This window comes from Nocardiopsis sp. JB363 (assembly GCF_900143625.1).
Lineage (GTDB): Bacteria > Actinomycetota > Actinomycetes > Streptosporangiales > Streptosporangiaceae > Nocardiopsis.
In genome coordinates this window covers 28,456-51,761 of the sequence record NZ_FRFF01000125.1, presented here as the reverse complement: position 1 = coordinate 51,761, position 23,306 = coordinate 28,456, and the positions used below count along the sequence as shown (strand labels likewise).

The window sequence follows — 23,306 nt, the reverse complement described above, 5'->3', positions numbered from 1 at the left end:
GTGATGACGGATCCGGGCCCGGAGGACGTCGAGGGCACCGCCGCCCCGGGGTCCGGATCCCGGCGCCGCAAGACCCGCCCCTCGGTCGAGTGGCACGCGTGGGATCTGGGCCGATGGTGGCATCTCACCTTCACCGTCGCGATGCTCGCCATGATCGCGCTCGCGCTGATCAGTGGGCCGGAGCGGTGGCGATGGGCGACGGCGGCACTGATGGCCACGGTCCTCGTGGTGTACTTCGTGTTCGCCCGCCCCGTGCTCAGCGTCGACAGCGACCTGCCCGGAAACCGGCGGTCGCTGGGTCTGATGCTGCTGTTCCTGCTTCCGGCCCTGCCCGCGGTCATCCTCAACCCCACCCTGATGATCTCGCTGGTCGCGATCGCCCCGGCGTTGTTCATGACCGTGGGCAGCACGTACGCCGTGCCCACCCTGGCCGTGCTGTTGCTGTGTCCCTCTCTGTTGGCGGGTCTGCTGGGTCGGAAGGACTGGGAGTTCGTCGGAATCTCCCTGCTGATCAACGGGGCGATCCTGGGGTACGCCCTGTGGTTCAGCGGCTGGATCGAACGCATCATCTTCCAGAGCGCCGAACGATTCGAGCTCATCGAACAACTGAGCAGCAGCCGCCGGGAGGCCGCCCGGCTGTCCGAGGAGGCGGGGGCGATGACCGAACGCGAACGGTTGGCCCGGGAACTGCACGACACCCTCGCCCAGGGCTTCACCAGCATCATCACCCTGACCCAGGCGGTGGAGTCGGAGCTGGACACCGACCCCGCGACCGCCCGTCGCCACCTGGCGTTGATGCGCGAGACCGCCGCCGAGAACCTGGCCGAGGCGCGCGCGATGGTCGCCGCCCGACAGGCGGTCACGGTGGAGGACGATCTGGACGGGGCGCTCGCCCGGATCGGGGAACGGCTCGGTCGGGAGCTGGGCATCGAGGTGACCGCGACGGTCACGGGCGTCCCCGAGGAACTCTCCAACGACCTGCGGGTGTGTCTGCTGCGCACCGCTCAGGAGGCCCTGGCCAACGTCCGCAAGCACGCCGGGGCCGGGAGCGCCCGGGTCACCCTCGCCTACACCGACGTCGGTGTCGCCCTGACCGTTGCCGACGACGGTGCAGGTTTCGACACCTCGCGCTCCTCCGATGGCAACGGGTTGGCGAACATGCGCAATCGGGCCGAGGCGGTCGGCGGGATCCTGGACCTGGACAGTGAGCCGGGCAGGGGCACCACCGTCCGTCTCACCATCCCTCGCGACGACCCCCGGGACGACGCGAACGACGATACGAACGATGGTCCGGGCGCGTGACCGGACCGAAGGAGAAGGGCCGCACCATGATCCGTGTCCTGCTGGTGGACGACCACCCCGTGGTCCGCGAGGGCATTCGCGGCATGCTCAGTTCCGAACCCGACCTGGACATCGTCGGCGAGGCCGGTTCGGGACCCGAGGCGGTCGCCCGGGTGGCCGCCCTGGAACCCGACGTGGTCCTGATGGACCTGCGCATGCCCGGCGGCGACGGGGCGGAGGCCACCGAACGGATCCGTGCCGACCACCCCGGCGTCCACGTGCTGGTGCTCACCACCTATGACACCGACTCCGACATCCTGCGCGCGGTCGAAGCGGGTGCCACCGGCTACCTGCTCAAGGACACCCCGAGCGCGGAACTGGCCGACGCGGTGCGGTCCGCGGCCCGCGGCGAGACGGTGCTCAGTGGACGCCTGGCCGGGAAGCTGCTCTCCCGGGTACGGCGGAAACCCGAACCGGAGAAGCCGGCGGTGCTCTCACCACGCGAGGTGGAGGTGCTGCGGTTGGCGGCGGAGGGGCGCACCAACGCAGCGATCGGACGGGCCCTGCACATCAGCGCCACCACCGTCAAAACCCACTTGATGCGGGCGTACGAGAAACTGGGGGTAGGCGACCGGACCGCGGCGGTCTCGCAGGCGCTGCGTCGCGGGTTGCTCCCCGAAAAGTGAGATCTCAGGGCCCCCTCAGGGGCTTTCCCGGATACCGGATCCGCGTACCAGCGGAACAATCGAACTATGGTGGACAAGATGAGCGAACTCACCCCCCACGAGAACGACAACGCACGGATGCGGGCGTCGGACGCCGACCGTGACTCCGTCGCACACCGTCTCCGGGAGGCCCTGGCCGAGGGCCGCCTGGACCCCGACGAGCACGGGGATCGTCTGGACGCGGTCTACCGCGCCAAGACCCTCGGCGAACTCGTCCCCATCACCCGGGACCTGCCGGACACCGGCGCGGCGCCGATGCCGGCCCCCAGCGACTTCCGTTCGCCCCGTCCCGTCTACGGTGCGGGCCGGATCGTGGACATGCCGCCCAGCAGCCGCGCCGCGCTGGTCCTCATGGGCGGGGCCGACCGGTCCGGGAGCTGGATCGTCCCGGGCTCGTTCACCGCCGTGGCGGTGATGGGCGGTATCGAACTCGACCTGCGCGAGGCCAGGTTCACCCAACGCGAGACGACCATCTGGATCGGCACGGCCATGGGCGGCATCGGGATCATCGTTCCCGACGACATCCAGGTGCGCGTGCACGGCCTTCCGATCATGGGCGGCTTCGGGATCGAGGGGAACACCCCCAGCGTGGTGGAGCCGGGCGCCCCGATCGTGCACATCCGCGGGATCGCGGTGATGGGCGGCGTCGGCGTCGAGTATCGGCAGCGCAAACACCAGGACGAGGGCCGGTAGCAGGCGCTCTGGTAGGCGCTCGCCCCTGCCATCATCCTGGCTCAGCGATCAAGACGATCCGGTCGAAACGGGTCGACCATCCAACCACAGTGTCCATCAACGTGTCAGGCCTGTGGCTGATTGTGGCAATGTCGTGTGCCCACCCTTGCCGCCGGACCCCAGCGGTGCGAGGCTTCTCCGGTACCTCGCCCGCCCCAAGAGTCCATCCCCCACACCACGGTTCGATGGACCCCCGTACACCGGAGGAAGCATCGTGCGTCCGAACCATCAACGGCACAGAGCCGCCACCGCGGGTCTGGCCGCCCTGTGCCTCACCGCGGGCACCCTGGCGAGCGGCCCGGCCCACGCCAACGAAATGCCCCTCTCCGAGTCGGTGACCGCCGAGGCGATCGAGGCCCACCTGACCAACCTCGACACCATCGCCGAGTACAACGGCGGAAACCGGGCCAGTGGCACCCCCGGCTACGACGTCGCGGCCCTCTACATCGAGGACCAGCTCGAACGCGCCGGCTACGAGCCCTACCGCCACGAGTACGAATACGAGGCCTGGCGGGAGAACACCCCCGCGGTGCTCGCCCAGAACGCCCCGGACGAGCGCCGGTACGAGCTCGACGAGGACTACGTCACCATGAGCTACTCCGGCCCCGGTGACGTGACCGCCCCGGCCATCGCGGTCAACCCCGACAGCGAGGAGAGCGGCTGCTCCCCCGACGACTTCGCCGACTTCCCCGAGGGCGCCATCGCCATCACGGTCCGCGGCTCCTGCCCGTTCGGTGACAAGGTGCAGAACTCCGCCGACGCCGGGGCCGCCGCGGCCGTGGTCGTCAACAACGAGGACGAGGTCTTCCTCGGCACCGTCGGGGAGTCGTCCGGCATCCCGGCCATCGGTGTCTCCGGCCTGGTCGGCGCGGACCTGTTGGCGGCCTCGGACCTGGAACTCCAGGTCACCGTGGACTCGGAGGTCAGCCAGGAGAGCTCCTACAACGTTCTGGCCGAGACCCCCGGTGGCAAGGACGACAACGTGGTGGTCGTCGGCGGCCACCTGGACAGCGTCGAAGAGGGCCCGGGCATCAACGACAACGGCAGCGGCGTCGCCTTCGTCCTGGAGACCGCCCTGCGCCTGGCCGAGAAGGAGGACCCGAACAACAAGGTCCGCTTCGCCTTCTGGGGCACCGAGGAGTCCGGCCTGGTCGGCTCCAACGAGTACGTCGCGAGCCTGTCCGAGCAGGAGGTCGACGACGTCGCCCTCTACCTGAACTTCGACATGATCGGCTCACACAACTACGGCCGCTTCGTGCTGGACGGCCGTATGGACCTGCCCGAATCCGGCGGTGCCCCGTCCGGCTCCGGTGCGATCTCCAAGGTCTTCGAGGACTACTTCGAGGGTCAGGACCAGGTCAGCGAGCCCGGCGTGCTGAGCGGGCGCAGCGACTACTCGGCCTTCATGCAGGCGGGGATCCCGTCCGGTGGTCTGTTCTCCGGCGCCGACGGCATCAAGTCCGAAGAGCAGGTCGAGTGGTACGGCGGTGACGAGGGCGAGATGTTCGACCCGTATTACCACACGCCGGACGACACGATGGAGAACATCAACTGGGACTCGGTGGCCGAACTGTCGGCGGCGGGCGCGCACGGCGTGGAGTTCCTCGCCGACAACACGTTGCCGGTCAACGGTGTGCTGCCCTTCAGCGCCCCAGCCCCGGTGGACCTGCCGCGCCTGGGCGAGGCCTGGGTCCGTTAGCAGGCCGGCCGGCTCCAGTGGCCTGCCCTGACAAATGAAAGGGCGGGTGGCGTGAACCCCCCGGTTCCACGCCACCCGCTCTCAGTGGTGTCTCCCCCCGCGCCATCCGTCCGGGCAGTCCCCCTCTGTCCCGCCCGGGGACGTTGTGCGCGAACACTACCGGAAACTACTGTCTGTAGCTCCCTTGTGCCCCAAGGTATCAGCGGGACGCGCCGATATCACCCCCCGATATCGAACAGTTATTCTCCGTGACATTACTGTGCTCAGGGCTCCCCCGAACACCTCTCCCACCCCGGACCGACGGAGGCCCCGCGGAAGGCGCTCCCCTAGGCTGAGGCCCATGACCAAACGGGACACGGACAAGCCGGTCGTACTGTCGAAGATCTACACCCGGACCGGCGACGCCGGGACGACGTCGCTCGGCGACATGAGCAGGACCTCCAAGAACGACACCCGACTCACCGGGTACGCCGACGCGGAGGAGGCCAACGCCGCCATCGGGGTCGCGCTGGCCATGGGCGAACTCCCCGAGGAGGTACGGACGCTGCTGGTCCGGGTACAGAACGAACTCTTCGACCTGGGCGCGGACCTGTCCACACCCATCGTCTCCGACCCCGAGTACCCTCCGCTGCGCGTCCTCCCCGAGTACGTGGAGCGCCTGGAGGAGGCCTGCGACACCTACAACGCGGACCTGCCCACGCTGCGCAGCTTCATCCTGCCGGGCGGCTCCCCCACCGTGGCGTTGGTGCACACGGCACGGATCGTGGTGCGGCGGGCGGAACGTTCGGTATGGGCCGCCATCGAGGAACACGGCGACAGCGTCAACCCGCTCACCGCCCAGTACCTCAATCGCCTCTCCGACCTCCTGTTCATCCTCGGCCGGTACGTGGCCGCGGAGGGCGACGAGGTCCTGTGGAAGCCCGGTGGGGAACGGTAAGTCAGCCCTGGCCGTCGAGTTCGCGCTCGACGGCCGCGACCTTTTCGTGCAGGCCGTCGCTGACACCGTTGCGGATGTCGGCCTTGATCGTCAGGCTCACCCGGGACGCGCCCTCTCCGGCGGCCTCCACGGCCCTCTTGACCACGTCCATGACCTCGTCCCACTCACCTTCGACGGTGGTGAACATCGCGGAGGTCTCGTTGGGCAGCCCGCTCTCACGAACGACCCGGACCGCGCGCGCCACCGCGGGCGCGACGGACTCACCGGTACCGAGCGGGGACACGGAGAAAGCGACGATGGTACTCATGCGGCCATGGAAACACACCGGCCCCGCCGGTGTGAACCATGCGGGGCCGCGTGTACGTGAGCGGTTCAGGACTGCCAGCGGGTGCCCGGGGGCATCGACTCGATCCACGACAGGAAGCCGGTGAGCTGACGCTCTCCCATCGCCACCTCGTAGACCGCCTCCTCGGGGTCGCTTCCGTCCGGATGGATCCAGCCGATCTCCAGGACCGTCACATCCCCCGGTAGCGACGCGTCCCGACGCTCCCCACCGGTATTCACGTCGCCGGTCTCCTGGGAACGCCGCCCCACAACGAGAAGACCGCGGCGCGACAGTCGAACTGTCGGCCGCGGTCTGAGCGAGAGGACGGGGAACCAGCCGAAGCTCTCCGTGCCGTACCGGCCGAAACCGACACGCCAGGTACCTCGGCGCCCCTTACCCCCACATACACGCAGATAGCACTCGATGGCACCACCGCTGCGCACCAGGACGAAACGTCGCAGGGCACCGGCGAGGAACGCCAACGAGACGACGGCGACGAGGATCAGGAGCACCCACCAAAGGGACTCCGACCACGGTGTTCCGGGCAGCTGCTCCACCACTCGTCCCGCCTCTTTCACTTCGCTAGGCGACTTCCTCGCCCGCGGCGCGCAGACGGCTGCGGGCACGGCCAGCGGCGGCGTTGTCGCCGCCCTCGGACGCGCTCGTCAGAGCCTGACGCGCACGGTTCACATCGATGTCCTCGGCGAGCTCGGCGGTCTCGGCGAGGATGGACACCCGACCCTCACCCGACACCGAGACGTACCCGCCGTGGGCGGCGGCCTTGACCTCACCGGTCTCACGGGCCCCCAGGACGCGAACGACCGCGTCCTCGGCGAGCAGCGACAGCACCGGCACGTGGCCGGGCATGACGCCGATCTCGCCCTCGACGGTCTTCGCGATGACCATGTCGCCCTCGCCTGCCCAAACCTCACGGTCGGGAGAGACGATCTCGACGAAAAGCTTCTTCGACACTGCCACAAACTCCTCGGCTAGCGGGTGGGTTCGGCGGGGCCGAGTACGAATCGATACCCGACCCCGCCTGGCTGGCCCCGCCCGTCACCCCCGGCCACGCGACCAAGGGCACTGACGTGCAGTCCTAGCCCTCCTGAAGCTTCTTGGCCTTCTCCACGACCATGTCGATGTTGCCGACGTCGAGGAAGGCCTGCTCGGGAAGGTGGTCGTACTCGCCGTCGCACAGACCCTTGAAGGAGGCGATGGTCTCCTCCAGCGGCACGAACACGCCGGGGTTGCCGGTGAACTTCTCCGCCACGAACATGTTCTGGGAGAGGAAGCGCTCCAGGCGACGAGCACGGTTGACGATGATCTTGTCCTCTTCGGACAGCTCGTCCATACCGAGGATGGCGATCTGGTCCTGCAGGTCGTTGTTGCGCTGCAGGATCTCCTTCACTCGCTGGGCCACGTCGTAGTGCTCCTGACCCACGTACTGCGGGTCCAAGATGCGGGAGGACGAGGCCAGCGGGTCCACCGCCGGGTAGATGCCCTTCTGCGAGATCGGCCGGGAGAGCTCGGTCGTCGCGTCCAGGTGGGCGAAGGTGGTCGCCGGAGCGGGGTCGGTGTAGTCGTCCGCGGGGACGTAGATCGCCTGCATCGAGGTGATCGAGTGACCACGCGTGGAGGTGATCCGCTCCTGGAGCTGACCCATCTCGTCCGCCAGGTTGGGCTGGTAGCCCACGGCCGAGGGCATACGGCCCAGCAGCGTGGAGACCTCCATACCCGCCTGGGTGAAACGGAAGATGTTGTCGATGAAGAGCAGCACGTCCTGGCCCTGGACGTCACGGAAGTACTCCGCCATCGTCAGAGCCGAGAGTGCCACGCGCAGACGGGTGCCCGGGGGCTCGTCCATCTGACCGAAGACGAGCGCGGTGTCCGGGAGGACGCCCATCTCGTCCATCTCCAGGAAGAGGTCCGTACCCTCACGGGTGCGCTCACCGACACCGGCGAACACGGACACACCACCGAAGTTACGGGCGATACGGGTGATCATCTCCTGGATGAGCACCGTCTTGCCCACACCCGCGCCACCGAAGAGGCCGATCTTCCCACCGCGAACGTACGGGGTGAGGAGGTCGATCACCTTGATGCCCGTGACCATCATCTCGGTCTTGGACTCAAGCTGGTCGAAGGGCGGCGCCTTGCGGTGGATCGGCCAGTGCTCGGTCGCGCCGAGCTCGGCCTTGGGCACGTCCATGGGCTCGCCCAGGGTGTTGAACACGTGGCCCTTGACGACGTCGCCGACGGGCACGCTGATGGGCGCGCCGGTGTCACGGACCTCGGCTCCACGGACCATGCCGTCCTGCGGGGCGAGGGAGATGGCGCGCACCAGGTTGTCACCCAGGTGCTGGGCGACCTCCAGGGTGACGACCTTCTCCGTGCCGCCGATGCTCACATCGGTGTGCAGGGCGTTGTAGATGCCGGGCAAGGAGCCGACGGGGAACTCCACGTCGATGACCGGGCCGGTGACCCGGGCGATCCGACCGGTGGCGGTGCCGGCGCCGGTCGTCTCTTCAAATGTCGTTGACACTTCTCTTACTCACTTCCCGCGCTGGACCCAGAGAGTGCATCGGCACCGCCGACAATCTCACTGATCTCATTGGTGATCTCGGCCTGACGTGCCTGGTTGGCCAGGCTCGTCAGGTTCTTGACGAGTTCTTCCGCGTTGTCGGTCGCGGCCTTCATGGCCGCACGACGGGACGCCTGTTGGGAGGCCGCCGACTCAAGGAGAGAGGCGTAGATCCGGTTGACCACGTACTGCGGCAGCAACTGGTCCAAGACCTCCTCCGCGGAGGGCTCGAACTCGTAGAGCGGCAGCGCCTGGCCCCCGTGGCTCGCTTCGAGTTCCTCGGCCTCGACCTCTTCCACCTCCAGCGGAAGGGCGCGGACCGCCCCCGCCCGCTGGGTCAGCATCGACACGAACTCCGTGGTGACCACGTGGATCTCGTCGACACCACCCTCGGCGGTGTCCTGGGAGAACCTCTCCATGAGAGTGGAGCCGATCTCCTGGGCGTGCGCGTAGGTCGGACGCTCGGTGATGCCTTCCCAAGCCTGCTCGACCTCACGGTCGCGGAACTTGTAGAAGGCCGCACCCTTGCGACCCACCATGTAGGTGAGGACTTCCTTACCCTGATCCCGCAGGAGCTGGGTGAGGGCCTCCGTCTCCTTGATGACGTTGGTCGAGAAGGCGCCGGCCAGACCCTTGTCACTGGTGATGACCAGGACGGCCGCGCGGGTGGGGTTCTCGACCTCGTTCAGCAGCGGGTGATCGGTCACCCGGCTGGCGAGGGCGGAGACCGCCCGCGTGAGCTCCCGTGCGTAGGGGCCCGCAGCCTCGGCCGCGCGCTGCGCCTTGGTGATGCGCGTGGCGGCGATCAGCTCCATCGCACGGGTGATCTTCGCCGTCGCCTTCGTCGCACGGATCCTCCGGCGATAGACGCGAAGCTGTGCACCCATGGGTTACTTCCCGCCCTTGGCGACCTTGATGGTCTCCTGGCCGACCTTCTCCTCGGTGAGCGCCTCGGTCTCGGCCTCGGTGCCGAGGAGGCTGCCGGCCGAGGTCTGGAAGCCCTGCTTGAACTTCTCGATGGCGGCCTGGAGCGTCTTCTGGCTGTCGTCCTCGAACTTGCCGGTGTCCCGGATGGTGTCGAGAACGGCCTTGTGCTCGCGGTCCAGGTAGGACAGGAAGTCGTCCTCGAAGCGACGGACGTCCTCGACCGGGACCTCGTCGATCAGGCCGGTGTTGCCCATCCAGATCGAGACGACCGTCTTCTCCATGGAGAAGGGCGTGTACTGGCCCTGCTTGAGGAGCTCCATCATCCGGGCACCGCGCTCCAGCTGCTGCTTGGAGACGGCGTCCAGGTCCGAACCGAAGGCGGAGAACGCCTCCAGCTCGCGGTACTGGGCCAGGCTCAGACGCAGCGTGCCGGAGACCTTCTTCGTGGCCTTGGTCTGGGCGGCGCCACCGACACGGGAGACGGAGACACCGACGTCGATCGCCGGACGCTGGCCCTGGTTGAACAGGTCCGAGTTCAGGAAGACCTGACCGTCGGTGATGGAGATGACGTTGGTGGGGATGTACGCCGAGACGTCACCCGCCTTGGTCTCGATGATCGGGAGGGCCGTCATCGAACCGGCGCCCAGCTCGTCGGAGAGCTTCGCGCAGCGCTCCAGCAGCCTGGAGTGGAGGTAGAAGACGTCACCCGGGTAGGCCTCACGCCCCGGCGGGCGGCGCAGCAGGAGGGAGACCGACCGGTAGGCCTCGGCCTGCTTGGTCAGGTCGTCGAAGACGATGAGGACGTGCTTGCCCTCGTACATCCAGTGCTGGCCCAGGGCCGAACCGGTGTACGGGGAGAGGTACTTGAAGCCGGCCGGGTCGGACGCCGGGGAGGCGACGATGGTGGTGTACTCCATCGCGCCGGCCTCTTCGAGGGCGCCGCGCACGCTGGCGATGGTCGAACCCTTCTGACCGATCGCGACGTAGATGCAGCGCACCTGCTTGGAGGGGTCGCCGGTCTCCCAGTTCGCCTTCTGGTTGATGATCGCGTCGATACCGATCGCGGTCTTACCGGTCTGTCGGTCACCGATGACCAGCTGGCGCTGGCCCCGGCCGACCGGGGTCATGGTGTCGATCGACTTGATGCCGGTCTGGAGGGGCTCCCCCACCGGCTGGCGCTCCATGACCGTCGCGGCCTGAAGCTCAAGCTCACGGGTCTCAGTCGTCTCGATCTCGCCCTTGCCGTCGATGGGGCTACCCAGGGGGTCCACCACGCGGCCGAGGAAGTTGTCGCCCACCGGGACCGAGAGAAGCTTGCCGGTGCGACGCACCTTCTGCCCCTCTTCGATACCGGTGAAGTCACCCAGCACGACGACACCGATCTCACCGATCTCAAGGTTCTGGGCCATGCCCAGGGTGCCGTCCTCGAACTGCAGCAGCTCGTTCGCCATCGCCGAGGGAAGGCCACCGACGCGGGCGATGCCGTCACCGGAGTAGGTGACGGTTCCGACCTCTTCCGCGCGGGTGGTGTCAGGCTCGTACGACTGGACGAAGCGCTGTAGTGCGTCCCGGATCTCATCCGGCCGGATCGTCAGCTCCGCCATCTCTGCGTTGTCCTTGCTCTCAAATGGCGCCGGGCCGGCGCCGTGCGTGCTTGCCTTGCGTTCATTCGCGTGTGTCAGCCGGCCAGACGGCGCTGGACCTCAGCGATTCGCCCGGCGATGGTGCCGTCGATGACCTCGTCGCCCACCTGGATGGAAAGCCCACCCACGATCTCGGGGACGACCTCGGTGTTCAGGTGGATCTCACGGCCGTACTTGCGCTGGAGGATCGTCCGAAGACGCTCCTGATGTGCTTCGCTCAGCGCGACCGCACTGCGCACCACCGCGATGTAGCGCTGTGCGCGCTCGGCGACCAACTGCCCGAAGTTGTCGAGGGCCCGCTCCAGGGTACGTCCCCGCGGGCGGGTGACGGCTTCGCTGACCAGAGCCAGCGTCGCGGAGTTCACCTTGCCCGAAAGCAGGTTCTCGACCAGGGTATGCAGGTGCGAAACGTCCACGCCCTCACGGGTGAGAGCCGCACGCAGGTCCGGCTCCGCGACGACGATCCGCTCGAAACGGAACAGTTCGTCCTCAAGCTCGTCCAGGCGGGTGCCCTCGACGGAGGCGACGGTCGCGTAGACCGCCAGGCGCTCCAGGGCGTCCACCATGTCACGGGGGCCCGCCCACGGCTGGGACACGACGTCGTTGACCACGATGACCGTGGACGGCGACACCTTGCCATCGAGGATCTGACCGATCAGGCCGGTCTTCTTCTCAGCCGGGTTGGCCTGGTCCGCGAGCCAGCGGCGCAGGGAGTGCTCTTCTCCGAGCACGGCGACGACCTCGAAGAGCTCGCCGCCGAGTGAGACCGCGTGCTGGGCGGCGTCCGCCGACGCCAGGACGTTCTCGTCCAGGCGCCGGGTCGCCTCAGCCAGTGAGTTACGGCTGATACCACGCATCAGCGCACCTCGGCTTGCTTCGCGCTCTCGTCCTGCTGCTCCAGTTCCTCCAGGAACCGGTCCACCACGCGGGTCTGAGCCGCGCCGTCACTGAGCGACTCCCCGACGATGCGGGTCGCGAGCTCAGTGGACAGGGAACCGATCTCACCGCGGAGCTGGGCCATGGCCTGCTGCCGGTCGGCCTCGATCTGGGCCTTGGCGGTCTCGATGATCCGCTGGGCCTCGACCTGGGCCTCCTCGCGCGCCTCGGCGATGATCGCCGTGCGCTGCTCCTTGGCCTTCTCAAGCTCCTGCGCGTACTCGCGATGCGACTCTTCGAGCTTCTCGCGGTACTGCCGGCGAATCTCCTCGGCCTCGGCCTCGGCGCGCTTGGCTCGCTCGATGCCGCCCTCGATGGCGTCGTGACGCTCGTCGAGGACCTTCATGACCTTGGGGACCGCCTTGCGGGCCACAAAGAAGTAGACCACGGCGAGCGCGATCGCACCGAAGGTGAACTTCACCCAGTCGATTCGCAGAATGTTGTAATCGGCTGCCAACTCCACCAACATGGTCAGCCCTCCTTCGCGTCAGTTGCCATCAGAAACGGTTGGCAAAACGCCTTAGGCGCCGGGGGCGGCGAAGGCGAGAACGAAGCCCAGGATGGCGAGGGCCTCGATCAGCGCGAAGCCGAGGTAGATGTTGGTCTGCAGCGGGCCGCGGGCCTCGGGCTGGCGAGCGATGGCCTGCATACCGAGACCGAACACGATACCGACACCGATACCGGCGCCGATGACGCTGATGCCGTAGCCGATGGTGTTGATGTTGCCGGTGATCGCAGCGATGTCCATTGTGTTTCCCTTTACTCGACGTCCGGCGTTGCGGTACGCAATAGGTCAGTTCGCCGGTTTGTACGGGTCTGAAGCACTCCTCGTCCCTGTTCCGACCAGGGGACCGGGGGACTCGGAGGGGGTCTTAGTGAGCCGATTCGAGCGACTCGTTGATGTACAGGCTCGCGAGCAGAGTGAACACGAAGGCCTGGATCAACATGATCGCGATCTCGAAGACGAAGAAGGCGATGTAACCGAGCAGCGCGGCACCGGAGTAGGCCACGGAGACCGCGGCGAGGAGCGGCTCGGCCGAAAGGTTCAGCATGTACCAGCCGCCGTAGGCGAACACGGCCAACAGCAGGCTGCCCGCGAACATGGTCGCGAACAGACGCAGGGCGTGCGTCACCGGGCGGATGAGGAAGACCGAGAGAATCTCGATCGGGGTGACCAGGACGTAGATCCACTTCGGCATCCCGGGCGGGAAGATCTTGTTGTGGAAGTATCCCCAACCGCCCTGGTGTTTGACACCGATCACGATGGTCATCACGTAGATGACCAGTGCGAACATCGCGGTGAAGGCGAGGTTGCTGTTGACCGGCAGCATGCCGGGGATCAGCCCGGTGAAGTTCATGGCCAGGATGAGGGTGAAGACGCCCGTCATGAACGGGATGAAGTTGTCGCCCTTGGCACCCATGGTGGGACGGGTGATGTTGTCCCTGATGAACAGGACCAGCATCTCCCCGGCGCTCTGCCTGCGGCCGGGGACGAGGCTCAGCTTCTTGCTGAACCACGACCACAGGAGCAGGACGGCACCGACCGCGACGAGCAACAGAACCAGGTACAGGTCGATGCCCGTGCTGCCGGGGATATTGGCGAACCACGGTTCGGGGAAGAACATCCCGATGGTGGGGGCCTCGAACCCGCACCCGTTGTCACCGAAGAGATGGCAACCCGGTTCGGCCGCGAGAATGCGCACGTCAGCACTCACGGCGAATCCTTTCGTCGTGACGCAAGAAAGCCTCGTTGATGGTTGTTACCGCTAGCGTCGTCGCGGAACGGGCGACGCGGGACTGCGGGGGTGCTCAGATGTGACGCGTCTTGGCGACGATCAGATAGATCGCGACGGCCATACCGAGAATCGCCCCGATGGGCAGGAAGAGAGCCTGGAAACCCAGGAGCCTGTCCGCACCCCAGCCGATCGCGCTCCACACGAGAACACCCGAAAGCAGAGTGGAGAAGAGCGCCCAACCATCGGCCTCGCGTGGCGCGGGTAGCGCTTCGGGGCCCTTCTTCTCGGCTGGTTCGCTGCTCATCTCGCTCCGGAATATAGCATGTGGGGCTCGGCTTGAAGGTGGCCTTCCGCCTGCCGTGGAACAGGTTATAACGCCCGCTCCGAGGAAACACGGCGGGGCACCCCATCACGAGTTCTCCGAACTCTCACTGGGGTCAACGTGGAGGATCTTCGCCTGGGAGATGGCCCAGGTCTGCCCGCCCAGCCAGGACAGCACCACTGCCAGCGCGCTGTAGACGAAGGCGTTACTGCTGAGGTCGGCGATGAGGGGGCTTCCTCCGAGGGTCACCAACAGGATGCCCAGCAGTCCCATCTTGACCACGAAGCCGATGAGGTTCGCGGCAAGGAACAGGTCCTTGTTACGCCGGGTGACCAGGATGACCGCCCACTGCCCCAGCCCGAAACAGGCGATGACGATGACCACCGCCAGGGCCGAACCGAGAGCTCCCGCAGTACCTGCGAGCAGAGCCGAGATCGCAATGGCCAGGGCTCCGCACGCGGCGCTCGGAAGCGCGGCGCCTCGGAGGATCCGGGCGTCGTGTCCCTGCATGACGAAGCTCCGTGGGGTTCAGTGGTTACCTGCTCGTGAAAGCTATCACAAGGTTTTCAGTACGAAATACAGGGGAGCCTTAACGACTCCTTAACGCCCCGAGAAAGCCCCGTTCCACGGCGCCTTCGGGCCTTGTGTCACCTTGAACACACTCGTCTCGACCTTCACGCCCGAGCACATTCGACCCCCCGGACAGGACCTCCGTCCCGAACGTGACCGCCCTTTTATCCATCGGTTGACGGATGGTGATCTGTTGGCGTTCGGGGACCCTTCCGTCCGATCCGAGGCAACAGTCCGCGACGATGCAGACGCGGAAGGGCGATGAGACCGACCGCACAAGTGGCCACCAGCACGGTGACCGACAGGACGATGAACGCGGAGTCGAAGATCGACAGCGACACCGCGGCGAACGCGACGATTCCCGCCCACAGGTACATCAGGAGCACCGCACGGGTGTGGGTGTGCCCCATGTCCAACAGACGGTGGTGCAGGTGTCCCCGGTCCGGGGCGAACGGCGACTTGCCCGCCAGGGTGCGGCGCACGATCGCCAACACCATGTCCGCCAAGGGCAGCGCGATCACCAACAGCGGCAGCAGGATCGGCAGGAAGACGACCAGACCGGAGGAATTGAACTCCTCCCGAGCGGTGTTGGCGTCGAACTGTCCCGTCACCGTGATGGTGATCGAGGTGAGCAGCAGACCCAACAGCATCGACCCGGTGTCGCCCATGAACACCCGGGCCGGGTGGAAGTTGTGACAGAGGAACCCCAGGCAGGTGCCCGCCAGGATGATCGCGATCATCGCCGGGTAGGACTGACGCTCGAACCCTTGGTCCACCGCGACCACGTAGTAGTAGGCGAAGAACGCCAGCGAGGAGATCGCGACGATGCCGGCGGCCAAGCCGTCCAGCCCGTCCGCGAAGTTGATCGCGTTGATGGTCGCCACGATGAGCAGGATCGACACCATCGCCCCGAGCCAGGGCCCCAGGGACAGCTGGGTGCCGGGCAACGGCAGCCACAGCAGCTGCACGCCCTGCCAGACCAGGATGCCCGCGGCGGCGGTCTGCCCGGCCAGCTTGCTCAGCGCGTCCATCCCCCACCGGTCGTCGATGACGCCGATGATGGTGATGAGTCCGCCCGCCAACAACAGACCGATCCAGGTCTTGGCCACGAACACGTTCTGTAGGTGCGGCAGCTGCGCGGAGATCAACAGCGCGGCGGCGAACCCGCCGTAGATGGCGATCCCGCCCAGCCGTGGAATGGGTTCCGTGTGCACGTCACGGTCGCGCACGGGTGGCGCGGCACCGAAGGCGATCGCCAGCCGACGCACCAACGGCACGAGTAGGTAGGTCACCGCGACGGCGATGACGAAGGTGAGCGCGTACTCCCGCACGGCCGGCCCCTCTAGTTCTTGTCGCTACCGGACGTGTCGGACTCGGTGCCGGCGGACGGTGCCTCGGCGGTGTTCTCGGTGTCGTCGGCACTCTCGGACGTGTCGGTCCCGGGGTCCGTTTCGGCCTCGGCGGCCTCGGTGCCCGTCTCCGCCGTCTCGGCCGCTTCCTCCGTCTTCGGCTTGGCGCGACCCTTGCGCAGCTCACCGATGACGGTTCCGCACACCGCCCGCAGCTCCTCGATGGAGATGGCGCCCGCCCGCAGCACCCGTGGCACCGCGTAGGTCAGGTCGACGATGGTGGAGGCCACCGGGCTGTCACTCTCGCCACCGTCCAGGTAGACGGCCACGTCCTCGTCACCGAGCTGTTCGATGGCCTCCCCCGCCGTGGCGGCGGCCGGTTGCCCGGACTTGTTGGCGCTGCTGACCGCCATGGGCCCGGTCTCCTTCAGCAGCTCCAGGGCCACCGGGTCCATCGGCATGCGCACGGCCACGGTGCCCTTGGTGTCGCCCAGGTCCCAGGACAGGCTGGGGGTGGCGGTGCACACGAGGGTGAGCGGACCCGGCCAGAACTCCTCCATGAGGTCACGGCCGTGGTTGCCCAGGTCGTCGACCAGAGCCGTGGCGGCTCGGATCGAACCGACCAGCACGGGCGGCGGCATGTCCCGTCCGCGCCCCTTGGTCTCCAGCAGCCGGGCGACCGCCTTCGGGCTGAAGGCGTCGGTACCGATGCCGTACACGGTGTCGGTGGGCAGTACCACCAGGTCGCCTCGGCGTACCGCGGACGCGGCGTCGGCGATGCCGTCCTTGCGGGCGGTCTCGTCCGCGCAGTCGTAGATGCGGCTCACCCTGCGTTCACCTCGATCTCGTACGGGTCGACCGGCCAGATGTCGGTCCGACGGTGGGGTTGGGGGTGGGGGCGAAGGGCGGCTAATCGTCCTCGTTCGCTCGGCGCATGACCACGAAGCGGTCACGCCTCGCCATGTCCTTGCGATTGAGGACGTCGCGCCAGCCCTTGTCCTCGGGGAACAGCCGGGGGATGTCGATGCCCTGACCGTCATGGTGTTCGATGGCCATGGCCCCGTCCGGACGCAACAGCCTACGGCCGATCGCCTCCAGGTCGCGGATCATGTCCAGACCGTCCTCGCCTGACCACAGCGCGGGGGCCGGGTCGTAGTCGCGCACCTCCGGCGGGATGACGTGCGCCTCCCGGGTCGGTACGTAGGGCGGGTTGCTGATGAGCAGGTCCACCCGGCCGTTGAGCTCGGGCAGGGCGATGCGCATGTCGCCTTCGTGGGCCGTCACCCGATCGGCGTGACCGCTGGACTCGACGTTGCGACGGGTCCAGCGCAGCGCCTCGGGGTCGAGTTCCACGGTGTGCACCCGCGAACGCGGCACCTCCTGGGCGATGGAGATGGCGATGGCCCCGGAACCGGAACCGAGGTCCACGACCAGCGGGTCGGCCACGTCCATGGAGCGCAGCGTCTCGATCGCCCAGTCCACCATGATCTCGGTCTCGGGTCGGGGCACGAAGACACCCGGCCCGACCTGGAGTTCGAGGTAGCGGAAGTAGGCGCGTCCGGTGATGTGCTGGAGGGGTTCGCGGGCCTCTCGGCGGGCGACGCACTCCCAGTAGCGGGCGTCGAAGTCGGAGTCGGCGACCAGGTGGAGTTCCCCTCGACGGACACCGTGCACGAACGCCGCGAGTTCCTCGGCGTCGGTGCGGGGTGAGGCCACGCCCGCCTCGGCCAGCCGAAGAGTGGCGCGGGCGACCTCGTCGAGTAGGAAGTTCATGATGACTGGGCGGCTTCGAGCCTCTCCTTGGTGTCCGCGTCGACCAGGGCCTTGATGACCCCGCCGAGTTCCCCGTCGAGGACCTGGTCGAGGTTGTAGGCCTTGTAACCGACCCGGTGGTCGGAGATGCGGTTCTCGGGGAAATTGTAGGTGCGCACGCGCTCGGAGCGGTCGACGGTACGAACCTGGCTCTTGCGTTCGGCGCTGGCCTCGGCGTCCGCGCTGGCCTGGGCCTCGGCGTAGATGCGGGCGCGCAGGATACGCAGGGCCTGCTCCTTGTTCTGGAGCTGGCTCTTCTCGTTCTGGCAGGAGGCGACGATGCCGGTCGGCAGGTGGGTGATGCGGACCGCGGAGTCGGTGGTGTTGACGCTCTGTCCGCCGGGGCCGGAGGAGCGGTAGACATCGATGCGCAGATCCTTCTCGTGGATCTGGATCTCGATGTCCTCGGCCTCGGGCACGACCAGGACACCGGCGGCGGAGGTGTGGATACGGCCCTGGGACTCGGTGACGGGCACGCGCTGCACCCGGTGGACACCGCCCTCGAACTTGAGCATGGGCCACACGCCCGAGCCGGGCTCGGGGTTGCCCTTGTTCTTGAAGGCGATCGTGATGTCCTTGTAACCGCCCAGGCCGGAGTGGGTGGCGTCGATGACCTCGGTCTTGAAGCCCTGGCTCTCGGCGTAGCGCAGGTACATGCGGACCAGGTCGCCGGCGAACAGGGCGGACTCCTCACCGCCCTCACCGGCCTTGACCTCCATGATGAGGTTCTTGTCGTCGGCGGGGTCGCGCGGGACGAGGAGGAAGCGCAGACGCTCGGTGAGCTGCTCGGCCTCTTCGGTCAGCCGGTCGGCCTCCTCGGCGAAGGAGGAGTCCTCCACGGCCAGCTCACGGGCGGCGTCGATGTCGCTCTCGACCGATTTGAGCTGACGGTAGGCCTCGATGATCGGGGTGAGCTGGGAGTAGCGCTTGCCCAGCCTGCGCGCCTCGGCCGGGTCCGCGTGCACCTCGGGGTCGGCGAGCTGTTGTTCCAGCTCGTAGTACTCCCCTAGTAGGTCGTCCAGCTTCACTTTCCCATTCCCGTCTTCTCGTCCGCCCTGGCTGTTCCCCCGCGCGGGGGTGCGTCCGGCCCGGTGGCGCCCCACGAACAGGGCGACGCCACCGGGCCGAAGGGCAGCGCTACTTGCGCTTGCCGAAGCGCTTCTCGAAGCGGGCGACCCGACCACCGGTGTCGAGGATCTTCTGCTTGCCGGTGTAGAAGGGGTGGCACTCGGAGCACACGTCGGCGCGCAGCTTGCCCTCGGGCAGCGTGCTGCGGGTGATGAAGTGGGCGCCGCAGGTGCAGGTCACCTCGGTCGCAGCGTATTCCGGGTGGATGTCTGCCTGCATGTGTGTCTCCTTGTCAGTGCGCGGCCGCCGGACGCATGAGCACAGCGCCACCGTCAGAGGTGGAGCGGTGTCGAAACCATGCGCGAACCGGTGCCGTGGCGATCCAGGTGATCGGGTGGCGTGCTCTCCCGATGACGGGAGGACGGACCTGCCCTCACTACCAGTTTGCCAGACCGATAACCATGCCGGGACCAGTACCTATTCCCGACCTCCCTTCGGGCGCTCGGCGTCGCGCATCGTACTGGGCAATGGTTTGTTCGCGTCCACCCGGCGCAGGAGCAGGACCAGGCCGGCCAGAGTGGCCAGGAGCAGGGCGAGTACGGCCGTGCCCGCGTTGGTTCCGAACCCGTAGATGAACACATAGCTCACCGATCCGGCCAGGAGCGCGTAATAGGTCAGCGGGATGATCGTCTGGCGGATGAGGTCGCCCTCACGGCCGACCAGACCGACCACGGCGGACGCGGCCACGATGTTGTGCACCGTGATCATGTTTCCGGCCGCGCCGCCGACGGCCTGGGTGGCCACGACGGTCTCCGGTGGGACCCCGATGTGTTCGGCGGTGGAGAACTGGAAGAGGGAGAACATCAGGTTGGAGACGGTGTTGGAACCGGCGACGAAGGCGCCCAGGGCGCCGATCCACGGGGCGTAGAGCGGCCACGCGCTTCCACCGAGTTCCGCGGCGCCGAACGCCAGGGTCAACGGCATGCTGTCCAGGGTGGTGTCCCCGAAGCCCGCTCCGGTGTTGATGAAGACCCGGACGAGCGGCACGGCGAACAGCAGGGCGACGGCGGCGCCGGCGAGCTGGGAACCGGCCATCTTCCAGGAGGCGAGGATCTCCGCGCCCTTCATTCGGTGCAGTCCGTAGGTGATGAGGCAGACCAGGATGAAGGTCGCCCCGGGCGAGTAGAGGGGTTCGACGGCCTGGGCGATGGAGGTGCCGAGGATGTCGTCGGAACCGATGGTGATGCCGGCCAACCACTCCTGGACGGGGGCGATCGTGCGGGAGCCCACCAGGATGGCGGCGACCAACAGGTAGGGCGCCCAGGCCTGGAGCAGACCCATCCGGCGCCCGACCACCTCCTCGCCGTTGTCGGCCTCCAGCTTGCCGGTCCAGCGGGCGAGCCAGTCCTCCCGTGGCGGGAAGTCCCAGATCTTCTTCGGCATCAGGAAGCCCTTGCGGGCGGCGAGCACGACGATGATCAGGCCGGTGAGGCCGCCCAGCAGGCTGGTGAACTCGACCCCGAGGAAGTAGTTGTACAGGACCGACGGAATCGTCATCGCGAAGGCGCTGAACAGGGCGAACTTCCAGACGCCGAAACCGTCGGAGAAGCGCCGGTTCTCCCCGTAGAAGCCGCAGAGCATGCAGCAGAGAAAGAGGGGGATGAGGGTTCCCGCGACGGCGTGCAGGAGCACGGTCTGGAAGCCGATGGTGGTGACGAACTCGGGAAGGGTGAGGCCGAGTACGGAGGCGCGCTCCGCGACCTGTTCCGAGCCTTCCAGGCCACCGGTGACACCCACGAGGATCGGGGTGCCGACCGCTCCGAAGCTGACCGGTGTGCTCTGGATGACCAACCCGACCATGACGGCGGCCATGGCGGGGAAGCCGAGGGCGAGCAGGAGCGGGGCGACCACCGCGGCGGGGGTACCGAACCCGGAGGCGCCCTCGATGAAACTGCCGAACAGCCAGCCGATGATGACCGCTTGGACGCGCCGATCGGGGGTGATGTCGGTGAAGGTGGCGCGGATGGTGGCCACGGCGCCGCTCTTGGTGAGGGTGGAGAGCAGGAGCAACGCGCCGAAGATGATGTAGAGCAGGCCCGCGGCGAGGATCAGGCCTTGGAGGGTGGAGGCGGCGACGGCCATCCAGTCGGTCTGCCAGAACAGGACCGCGATGCCGACCACGACGACGTACCCGGCGGGCATCGCGTACATGGCGGGCAGACGGAACCCGACGAGCAGGACGCCGACCACGAGGATCGGGGTGAGCGCGAGGAGACTGAGCAGGGCGAGGTTGTCCATTCCAGACGGCTCCCTGATACGAGATGTGCACTCGGGTGGCGCGACACTAAATCCGCCGGAGCGCCCCCACCATCCCCCCTCTGTGATCTGCAACACAGTAGTGATATTCGGGTTCCGCATATCGAAAGAAGAACCCGAACGGCCTCCCCCAGACACGCGAAAGGCCCCCTCCCCGAACCCGGGGAGGGGGCCTGCCGATCGATCCCGGCGACCCACCCGTGGAGGATGGGCGCCGCATGTGTCAGGAGCGCTCGGGCCCCACCGTGGTCTTCTGGATCTGCATGAGGAACTCCGCGTTGCTCTTGGACTCCTTCATCTTGTCCAGGAGCAACTCGATCGCCTGTTGCGTGTCCAGGGCGTGCAGCACCCGACGGAGCTTCCACACGACGCTCAGCTCCTCGGCCGACATCAGGATCTCCTCCTTACGGGTGCTGGAGGCGTCCACGTCCACGGCCGGGAAGATCCGCTTGTCCGCCAGAGACCGGTTGAGCTTGAGCTCCATGTTGCCGGTGCCCTTGAACTCCTCGAAGATCACCTCGTCGGCGCGCGAACCCGTCTCGACCAACGCGGTGGCCAGGATGGTCAGCGAACCGCCGCCCTCGATGTTGCGCGCCGCACCGAAGAAACGCTTCGGCGGGTACAGGGCGGTGGAGTCCACACCACCGGACATGATGCGCCCGCTGGCGGGAGCGGCCAGGTTGTAGGCGCGGCCCAGACGGGTGATGGAGTCGAGCAGGACGACCACGTCCATGCCCATCTCCACGAGACGCTTGGCCCGCTCGATCGCCAGGTCCGCGACGACCGTGTGGTCCTCGGCCGGGCGGTCGAAGGTCGAGTGGATGACCTCGCCCTTGACCGTGCGCTGCATGTCGGTGACCTCCTCGGGACGTTCGTCCACGAGGATCACCATCAGGTAGCACTCCGGGTTGTTCTCGGAGATGGCGTTGGCGATCGACTGCATCACCATCGTCTTACCGGCCTTGGGCGGAGAGACGATCAGACCACGCTGGCCCTTACCGATCGGGGCGACCAGATCTATGATCCGCGTGGTCAGCACGTTCGACTCGGTCTCCAGCCGCAGGCGCTCCTGCGGGTAGAGCGGGACGAGCTTGGAGAACTCCTGGCGCCCCTTGGCCTGGTCCGAGGACATGTTGTTGACCGAGTCCAGACGCACCAGGGCGTTGAACTTCTCGCGCCGCTCACCGTCGCGGGGCTGACGAACCGCACCGATGATGTGGTCGCCCTTGCGCAGGCCGTACTTGCGGACCTGGGCCAGGGACACGTACACGTCGCTCTGCCCGGGCAGGTAGCCCGTGGTGCGGACGAACGCGTAGTTGTCCAGGATGTCCAGGATGCCCGCGACCGGCAGCAGCACGTCGTCCTCGCCGATGACCGGCTCGGTGTCCTGGGTACCGCCGCGACCTCGACGATCCCGTCGATCCCGACGCCGACCGCGCCGGCGACCGCTACCGAAATCGTCGTCGTCGTTGTGGTGGTTGTTGCCGCTGTTGCTGCTGCTATTGCTACCGCTGTTGCTGCTGCGACCCTTGTTCTGGCCGTCGCCGCCGCCCTGCTGACGGTCGGTGTTGTTGGTGTTCTGGTCGTCACCGCCACGGTTGCGGTTGCGACGGTTGCGCTGGCGCTCGCGACCCTGCCCGGACCTGGTGTCACGGTCCTCGGAGTCGGGGCCGTTCTTCTGGGGGGTGCTGGATGTCTTGGTCACGCTGCTCGCGGAGGTTGAGGAGTCGGTGCCGTCCACCGAACGGGGCTGGTCACCGGATTCGTCACCGCGCTTGCGGGACGAGCGGCGGTTGCGGGAGGGCTTGTCTGCCTTCCCACCCTGGGACTCGGTCACGGCCTGGTCCGACGACCGATCATCCGAACCCTTGTTCTCGGCCTCGTCGGAACCCGACGGGGCGGACGAGGCGGGTTCGGTCTGGCCGTCGGTTCCTTCGACCTTACCGGCCTCAGGGGCGGCGTCGGACTTCTTTACCGACTTCGACTTGGCCGGGGCCACGGGACCGCCCTGCTTGGCTTCGATCGCCGCGATCACGTCGCTCTTGCGCATGCGCCCCGTACCGGTAATGCCCATGCTCGACGCGAGCTTTTGGAGCTCGGGGAGCTTTTGGGCGCCAAGACCGGTGCCGCGCGAGGCCGCACGCGACCGTGACGCGCCCGATGGTGCGGCTTCGCCGGCCTCCGTGGAGGCGTCGGCGCCGTTCTTGCTGTCGACCGCCGCGTCCGTTCGGAGTTCGGTGGTGTCGCTCACTAAGGGTCCTTCCCAAGGAGCGGGCTTCGGCCGTCAGCATTGTGCTTGATCGGCCGGCCCGATGGTGCGAACCGGCAGGGGCCGGGTAGGGCATGC

The 23,306-nt window shown here is 67.4% G+C and carries 24 protein-coding genes; 5 read left to right on the top strand and 19 right to left on the bottom strand.

Annotation, left to right across the window (positions count from 1 at the left end):
• The first annotated feature begins 3 nt into the window (after positions 1-3).
• From BQ8420_RS18540 to BQ8420_RS18520, 5 genes are all read left to right on the top strand, one after another.
• Positions 4-1,302, top strand: a complete 1,299-nt coding sequence (locus tag BQ8420_RS18540) for a sensor histidine kinase (protein ID WP_087100440.1) — start codon at positions 4-6, stop codon at positions 1,300-1,302.
• A gap of 26 nt (positions 1,303-1,328) precedes the next feature.
• Positions 1,329-1,967: a response regulator transcription factor gene (locus tag BQ8420_RS18535; RefSeq protein ID WP_087100439.1), complete on the top strand. Its 639-nt coding sequence runs from the start codon at positions 1,329-1,331 to the stop codon at positions 1,965-1,967.
• 66 nt (positions 1,968-2,033) lie between these two features.
• Positions 2,034-2,699, top strand: coding sequence for a DUF1707 domain-containing protein (locus BQ8420_RS18530; RefSeq protein WP_087100392.1), 666 nt, complete (start codon positions 2,034-2,036; stop codon positions 2,697-2,699).
• Positions 2,700-3,054: 355 nt separating this feature from the next.
• A complete protein-coding gene (locus BQ8420_RS18525; RefSeq protein WP_235006350.1) occupies positions 3,055-4,437 on the top strand; it encodes a M20/M25/M40 family metallo-hydrolase in 1,383 nt (460 codons plus the stop codon).
• Between the two features lie 340 nt (positions 4,438-4,777).
• On the top strand, positions 4,778-5,374 hold the full coding sequence (locus BQ8420_RS18520; protein ID WP_087100391.1) for a cob(I)yrinic acid a,c-diamide adenosyltransferase: 597 nt from the start codon (positions 4,778-4,780) through the stop codon (positions 5,372-5,374).
• Position 5,375: 1 nt separating this feature from the next.
• On the opposite strand, the gene BQ8420_RS18515 is transcribed toward BQ8420_RS18520, so the two are convergent.
• The 19 genes from BQ8420_RS18515 to rho all read right to left on the bottom strand — a co-directional run bounded on the left by BQ8420_RS18515 (position 5,376) and on the right by rho (position 23,210).
• The gene (locus tag BQ8420_RS18515) at positions 5,376-5,681 is read right to left on the bottom strand and encodes an MTH1187 family thiamine-binding protein (protein ID WP_087100390.1); all 306 of its coding nucleotides are present in this window, start codon (positions 5,679-5,681) and stop codon (positions 5,376-5,378) included.
• A 65-nt stretch (positions 5,682-5,746) separates the two neighbouring features.
• Positions 5,747-6,259 carry a DUF2550 domain-containing protein gene (locus BQ8420_RS18510; RefSeq protein WP_087100389.1) on the bottom strand — a complete coding sequence of 171 codons (513 nt, stop codon included), beginning with the start codon at positions 6,257-6,259 and terminating at the stop codon, positions 5,747-5,749.
• 22 nt (positions 6,260-6,281) lie between these two features.
• Positions 6,282-6,671, bottom strand: coding sequence for a F0F1 ATP synthase subunit epsilon (locus BQ8420_RS18505; protein ID WP_087100388.1), 390 nt, complete (start codon positions 6,669-6,671; stop codon positions 6,282-6,284).
• A gap of 124 nt (positions 6,672-6,795) precedes the next feature.
• On the bottom strand, positions 6,796-8,241 hold the full coding sequence (atpD, locus tag BQ8420_RS18500) for a F0F1 ATP synthase subunit beta (RefSeq protein WP_087100387.1): 1,446 nt from the start codon (positions 8,239-8,241) through the stop codon (positions 6,796-6,798).
• A 5-nt stretch (positions 8,242-8,246) separates the two neighbouring features.
• Positions 8,247-9,167, bottom strand: a complete 921-nt coding sequence (locus BQ8420_RS18495; protein WP_087100386.1) for a F0F1 ATP synthase subunit gamma — start codon at positions 9,165-9,167, stop codon at positions 8,247-8,249.
• Positions 9,168-9,170: 3 nt separating this feature from the next.
• A complete protein-coding gene (atpA, locus tag BQ8420_RS18490; protein WP_087100385.1) occupies positions 9,171-10,811 on the bottom strand; it encodes a F0F1 ATP synthase subunit alpha in 1,641 nt (546 codons plus the stop codon).
• A 74-nt stretch (positions 10,812-10,885) separates the two neighbouring features.
• On the bottom strand, positions 10,886-11,707 hold the full coding sequence (locus tag BQ8420_RS18485; protein WP_087100384.1) for a F0F1 ATP synthase subunit delta: 822 nt from the start codon (positions 11,705-11,707) through the stop codon (positions 10,886-10,888).
• On the bottom strand, positions 11,707-12,255 hold the full coding sequence (atpF, locus tag BQ8420_RS18480) for a F0F1 ATP synthase subunit B (protein WP_087100383.1): 549 nt from the start codon (positions 12,253-12,255) through the stop codon (positions 11,707-11,709). Before atpF ends, BQ8420_RS18485 begins: the two co-directional genes overlap by 1 nt.
• Before the next feature lie 51 nt (positions 12,256-12,306).
• Positions 12,307-12,534, bottom strand: a complete 228-nt coding sequence (atpE, locus tag BQ8420_RS18475; protein WP_017546078.1) for an ATP synthase F0 subunit C — start codon at positions 12,532-12,534, stop codon at positions 12,307-12,309.
• Between the two features lie 124 nt (positions 12,535-12,658).
• Positions 12,659-13,489, bottom strand: a complete 831-nt coding sequence (gene atpB / locus BQ8420_RS18470) for a F0F1 ATP synthase subunit A (protein WP_087100382.1) — start codon at positions 13,487-13,489, stop codon at positions 12,659-12,661.
• A 106-nt stretch (positions 13,490-13,595) separates the two neighbouring features.
• Complete coding sequence (locus BQ8420_RS32340) at positions 13,596-13,826, bottom strand: hypothetical protein (protein WP_200815981.1); 231 nt, start codon at positions 13,824-13,826, stop codon at positions 13,596-13,598.
• Positions 13,827-13,931: 105 nt separating this feature from the next.
• Positions 13,932-14,354, bottom strand: coding sequence for a hypothetical protein (locus BQ8420_RS18460; protein ID WP_087100381.1), 423 nt, complete (start codon positions 14,352-14,354; stop codon positions 13,932-13,934).
• 224 nt (positions 14,355-14,578) lie between these two features.
• Complete coding sequence (locus BQ8420_RS18455) at positions 14,579-15,745, bottom strand: MraY family glycosyltransferase (RefSeq protein ID WP_087100380.1); 1,167 nt, start codon at positions 15,743-15,745, stop codon at positions 14,579-14,581.
• An 11-nt stretch (positions 15,746-15,756) separates the two neighbouring features.
• The gene (locus BQ8420_RS18450; RefSeq protein WP_087100379.1) at positions 15,757-16,590 is read right to left on the bottom strand and encodes an L-threonylcarbamoyladenylate synthase; all 834 of its coding nucleotides are present in this window, start codon (positions 16,588-16,590) and stop codon (positions 15,757-15,759) included.
• 82 nt (positions 16,591-16,672) lie between these two features.
• Positions 16,673-17,536, bottom strand: a complete 864-nt coding sequence (gene prmC / locus BQ8420_RS18445; RefSeq protein WP_087100378.1) for a peptide chain release factor N(5)-glutamine methyltransferase — start codon at positions 17,534-17,536, stop codon at positions 16,673-16,675.
• Entirely contained in the window at positions 17,533-18,603 is a 1,071-nt protein-coding gene (prfA, locus tag BQ8420_RS18440) for a peptide chain release factor 1 (protein ID WP_087100377.1), read from the bottom strand. The genes prmC and prfA overlap by 4 nt, the downstream gene beginning before the upstream one ends.
• Before the next feature lie 109 nt (positions 18,604-18,712).
• On the bottom strand, positions 18,713-18,922 hold the full coding sequence (gene rpmE / locus BQ8420_RS18435) for a 50S ribosomal protein L31 (RefSeq protein ID WP_087100376.1): 210 nt from the start codon (positions 18,920-18,922) through the stop codon (positions 18,713-18,715).
• Between the two features lie 198 nt (positions 18,923-19,120).
• The gene (locus BQ8420_RS18430; RefSeq protein ID WP_087100375.1) at positions 19,121-20,941 is read right to left on the bottom strand and encodes an L-lactate permease; all 1,821 of its coding nucleotides are present in this window, start codon (positions 20,939-20,941) and stop codon (positions 19,121-19,123) included.
• A 241-nt stretch (positions 20,942-21,182) separates the two neighbouring features.
• The gene (gene rho, locus BQ8420_RS18425) at positions 21,183-23,210 is read right to left on the bottom strand and encodes a transcription termination factor Rho (protein ID WP_087100374.1); all 2,028 of its coding nucleotides are present in this window, start codon (positions 23,208-23,210) and stop codon (positions 21,183-21,185) included.
• Positions 23,211-23,306 lie beyond the last annotated feature (96 nt).

Bases quoted from the DNA above. Each gene is read 5' to 3' on its own strand.
- BQ8420_RS18540 (WP_087100440.1), top strand. From the start codon at position 4: ATGACGGATCCGGGCCCGGAGGACGTCGAGGGCACCGCCGCCCCGGGG.
- BQ8420_RS18535 (WP_087100439.1), top strand. From the start codon at position 1,329: ATGATCCGTGTCCTGCTGGTGGACGACCACCCCGTGGTCCGCGAGGGC.
- BQ8420_RS18530 (WP_087100392.1), top strand. From the start codon at position 2,034: ATGGTGGACAAGATGAGCGAACTCACCCCCCACGAGAACGACAACGCA.
- BQ8420_RS18525 (WP_235006350.1), top strand. From the start codon at position 3,055: ATGCCCCTCTCCGAGTCGGTGACCGCCGAGGCGATCGAGGCCCACCTG.
- BQ8420_RS18520 (WP_087100391.1), top strand. From the start codon at position 4,778: ATGACCAAACGGGACACGGACAAGCCGGTCGTACTGTCGAAGATCTAC.
- BQ8420_RS18515 (WP_087100390.1), bottom strand. From the start codon at position 5,681: ATGAGTACCATCGTCGCTTTCTCCGTGTCCCCGCTCGGTACCGGTGAG.
- BQ8420_RS18495 (WP_087100386.1), bottom strand. From the start codon at position 9,167: ATGGGTGCACAGCTTCGCGTCTATCGCCGGAGGATCCGTGCGACGAAG.
- atpA (WP_087100385.1), bottom strand. From the start codon at position 10,811: ATGGCGGAGCTGACGATCCGGCCGGATGAGATCCGGGACGCACTACAG.
- BQ8420_RS18485 (WP_087100384.1), bottom strand. From the start codon at position 11,707: ATGCGTGGTATCAGCCGTAACTCACTGGCTGAGGCGACCCGGCGCCTG.
- atpF (WP_087100383.1), bottom strand. From the start codon at position 12,255: ATGTTGGTGGAGTTGGCAGCCGATTACAACATTCTGCGAATCGACTGG.
- atpE (WP_017546078.1), bottom strand. From the start codon at position 12,534: ATGGACATCGCTGCGATCACCGGCAACATCAACACCATCGGCTACGGC.
- BQ8420_RS32340 (WP_200815981.1), bottom strand. From the start codon at position 13,826: ATGAGCAGCGAACCAGCCGAGAAGAAGGGCCCCGAAGCGCTACCCGCG.
- BQ8420_RS18460 (WP_087100381.1), bottom strand. From the start codon at position 14,354: ATGCAGGGACACGACGCCCGGATCCTCCGAGGCGCCGCGCTTCCGAGC.
- prmC (WP_087100378.1), bottom strand. From the start codon at position 17,536: ATGAACTTCCTACTCGACGAGGTCGCCCGCGCCACTCTTCGGCTGGCC.
- rpmE (WP_087100376.1), bottom strand. From the start codon at position 18,922: ATGCAGGCAGACATCCACCCGGAATACGCTGCGACCGAGGTGACCTGC.
- BQ8420_RS18430 (WP_087100375.1), bottom strand. From the start codon at position 20,941: ATGGACAACCTCGCCCTGCTCAGTCTCCTCGCGCTCACCCCGATCCTC.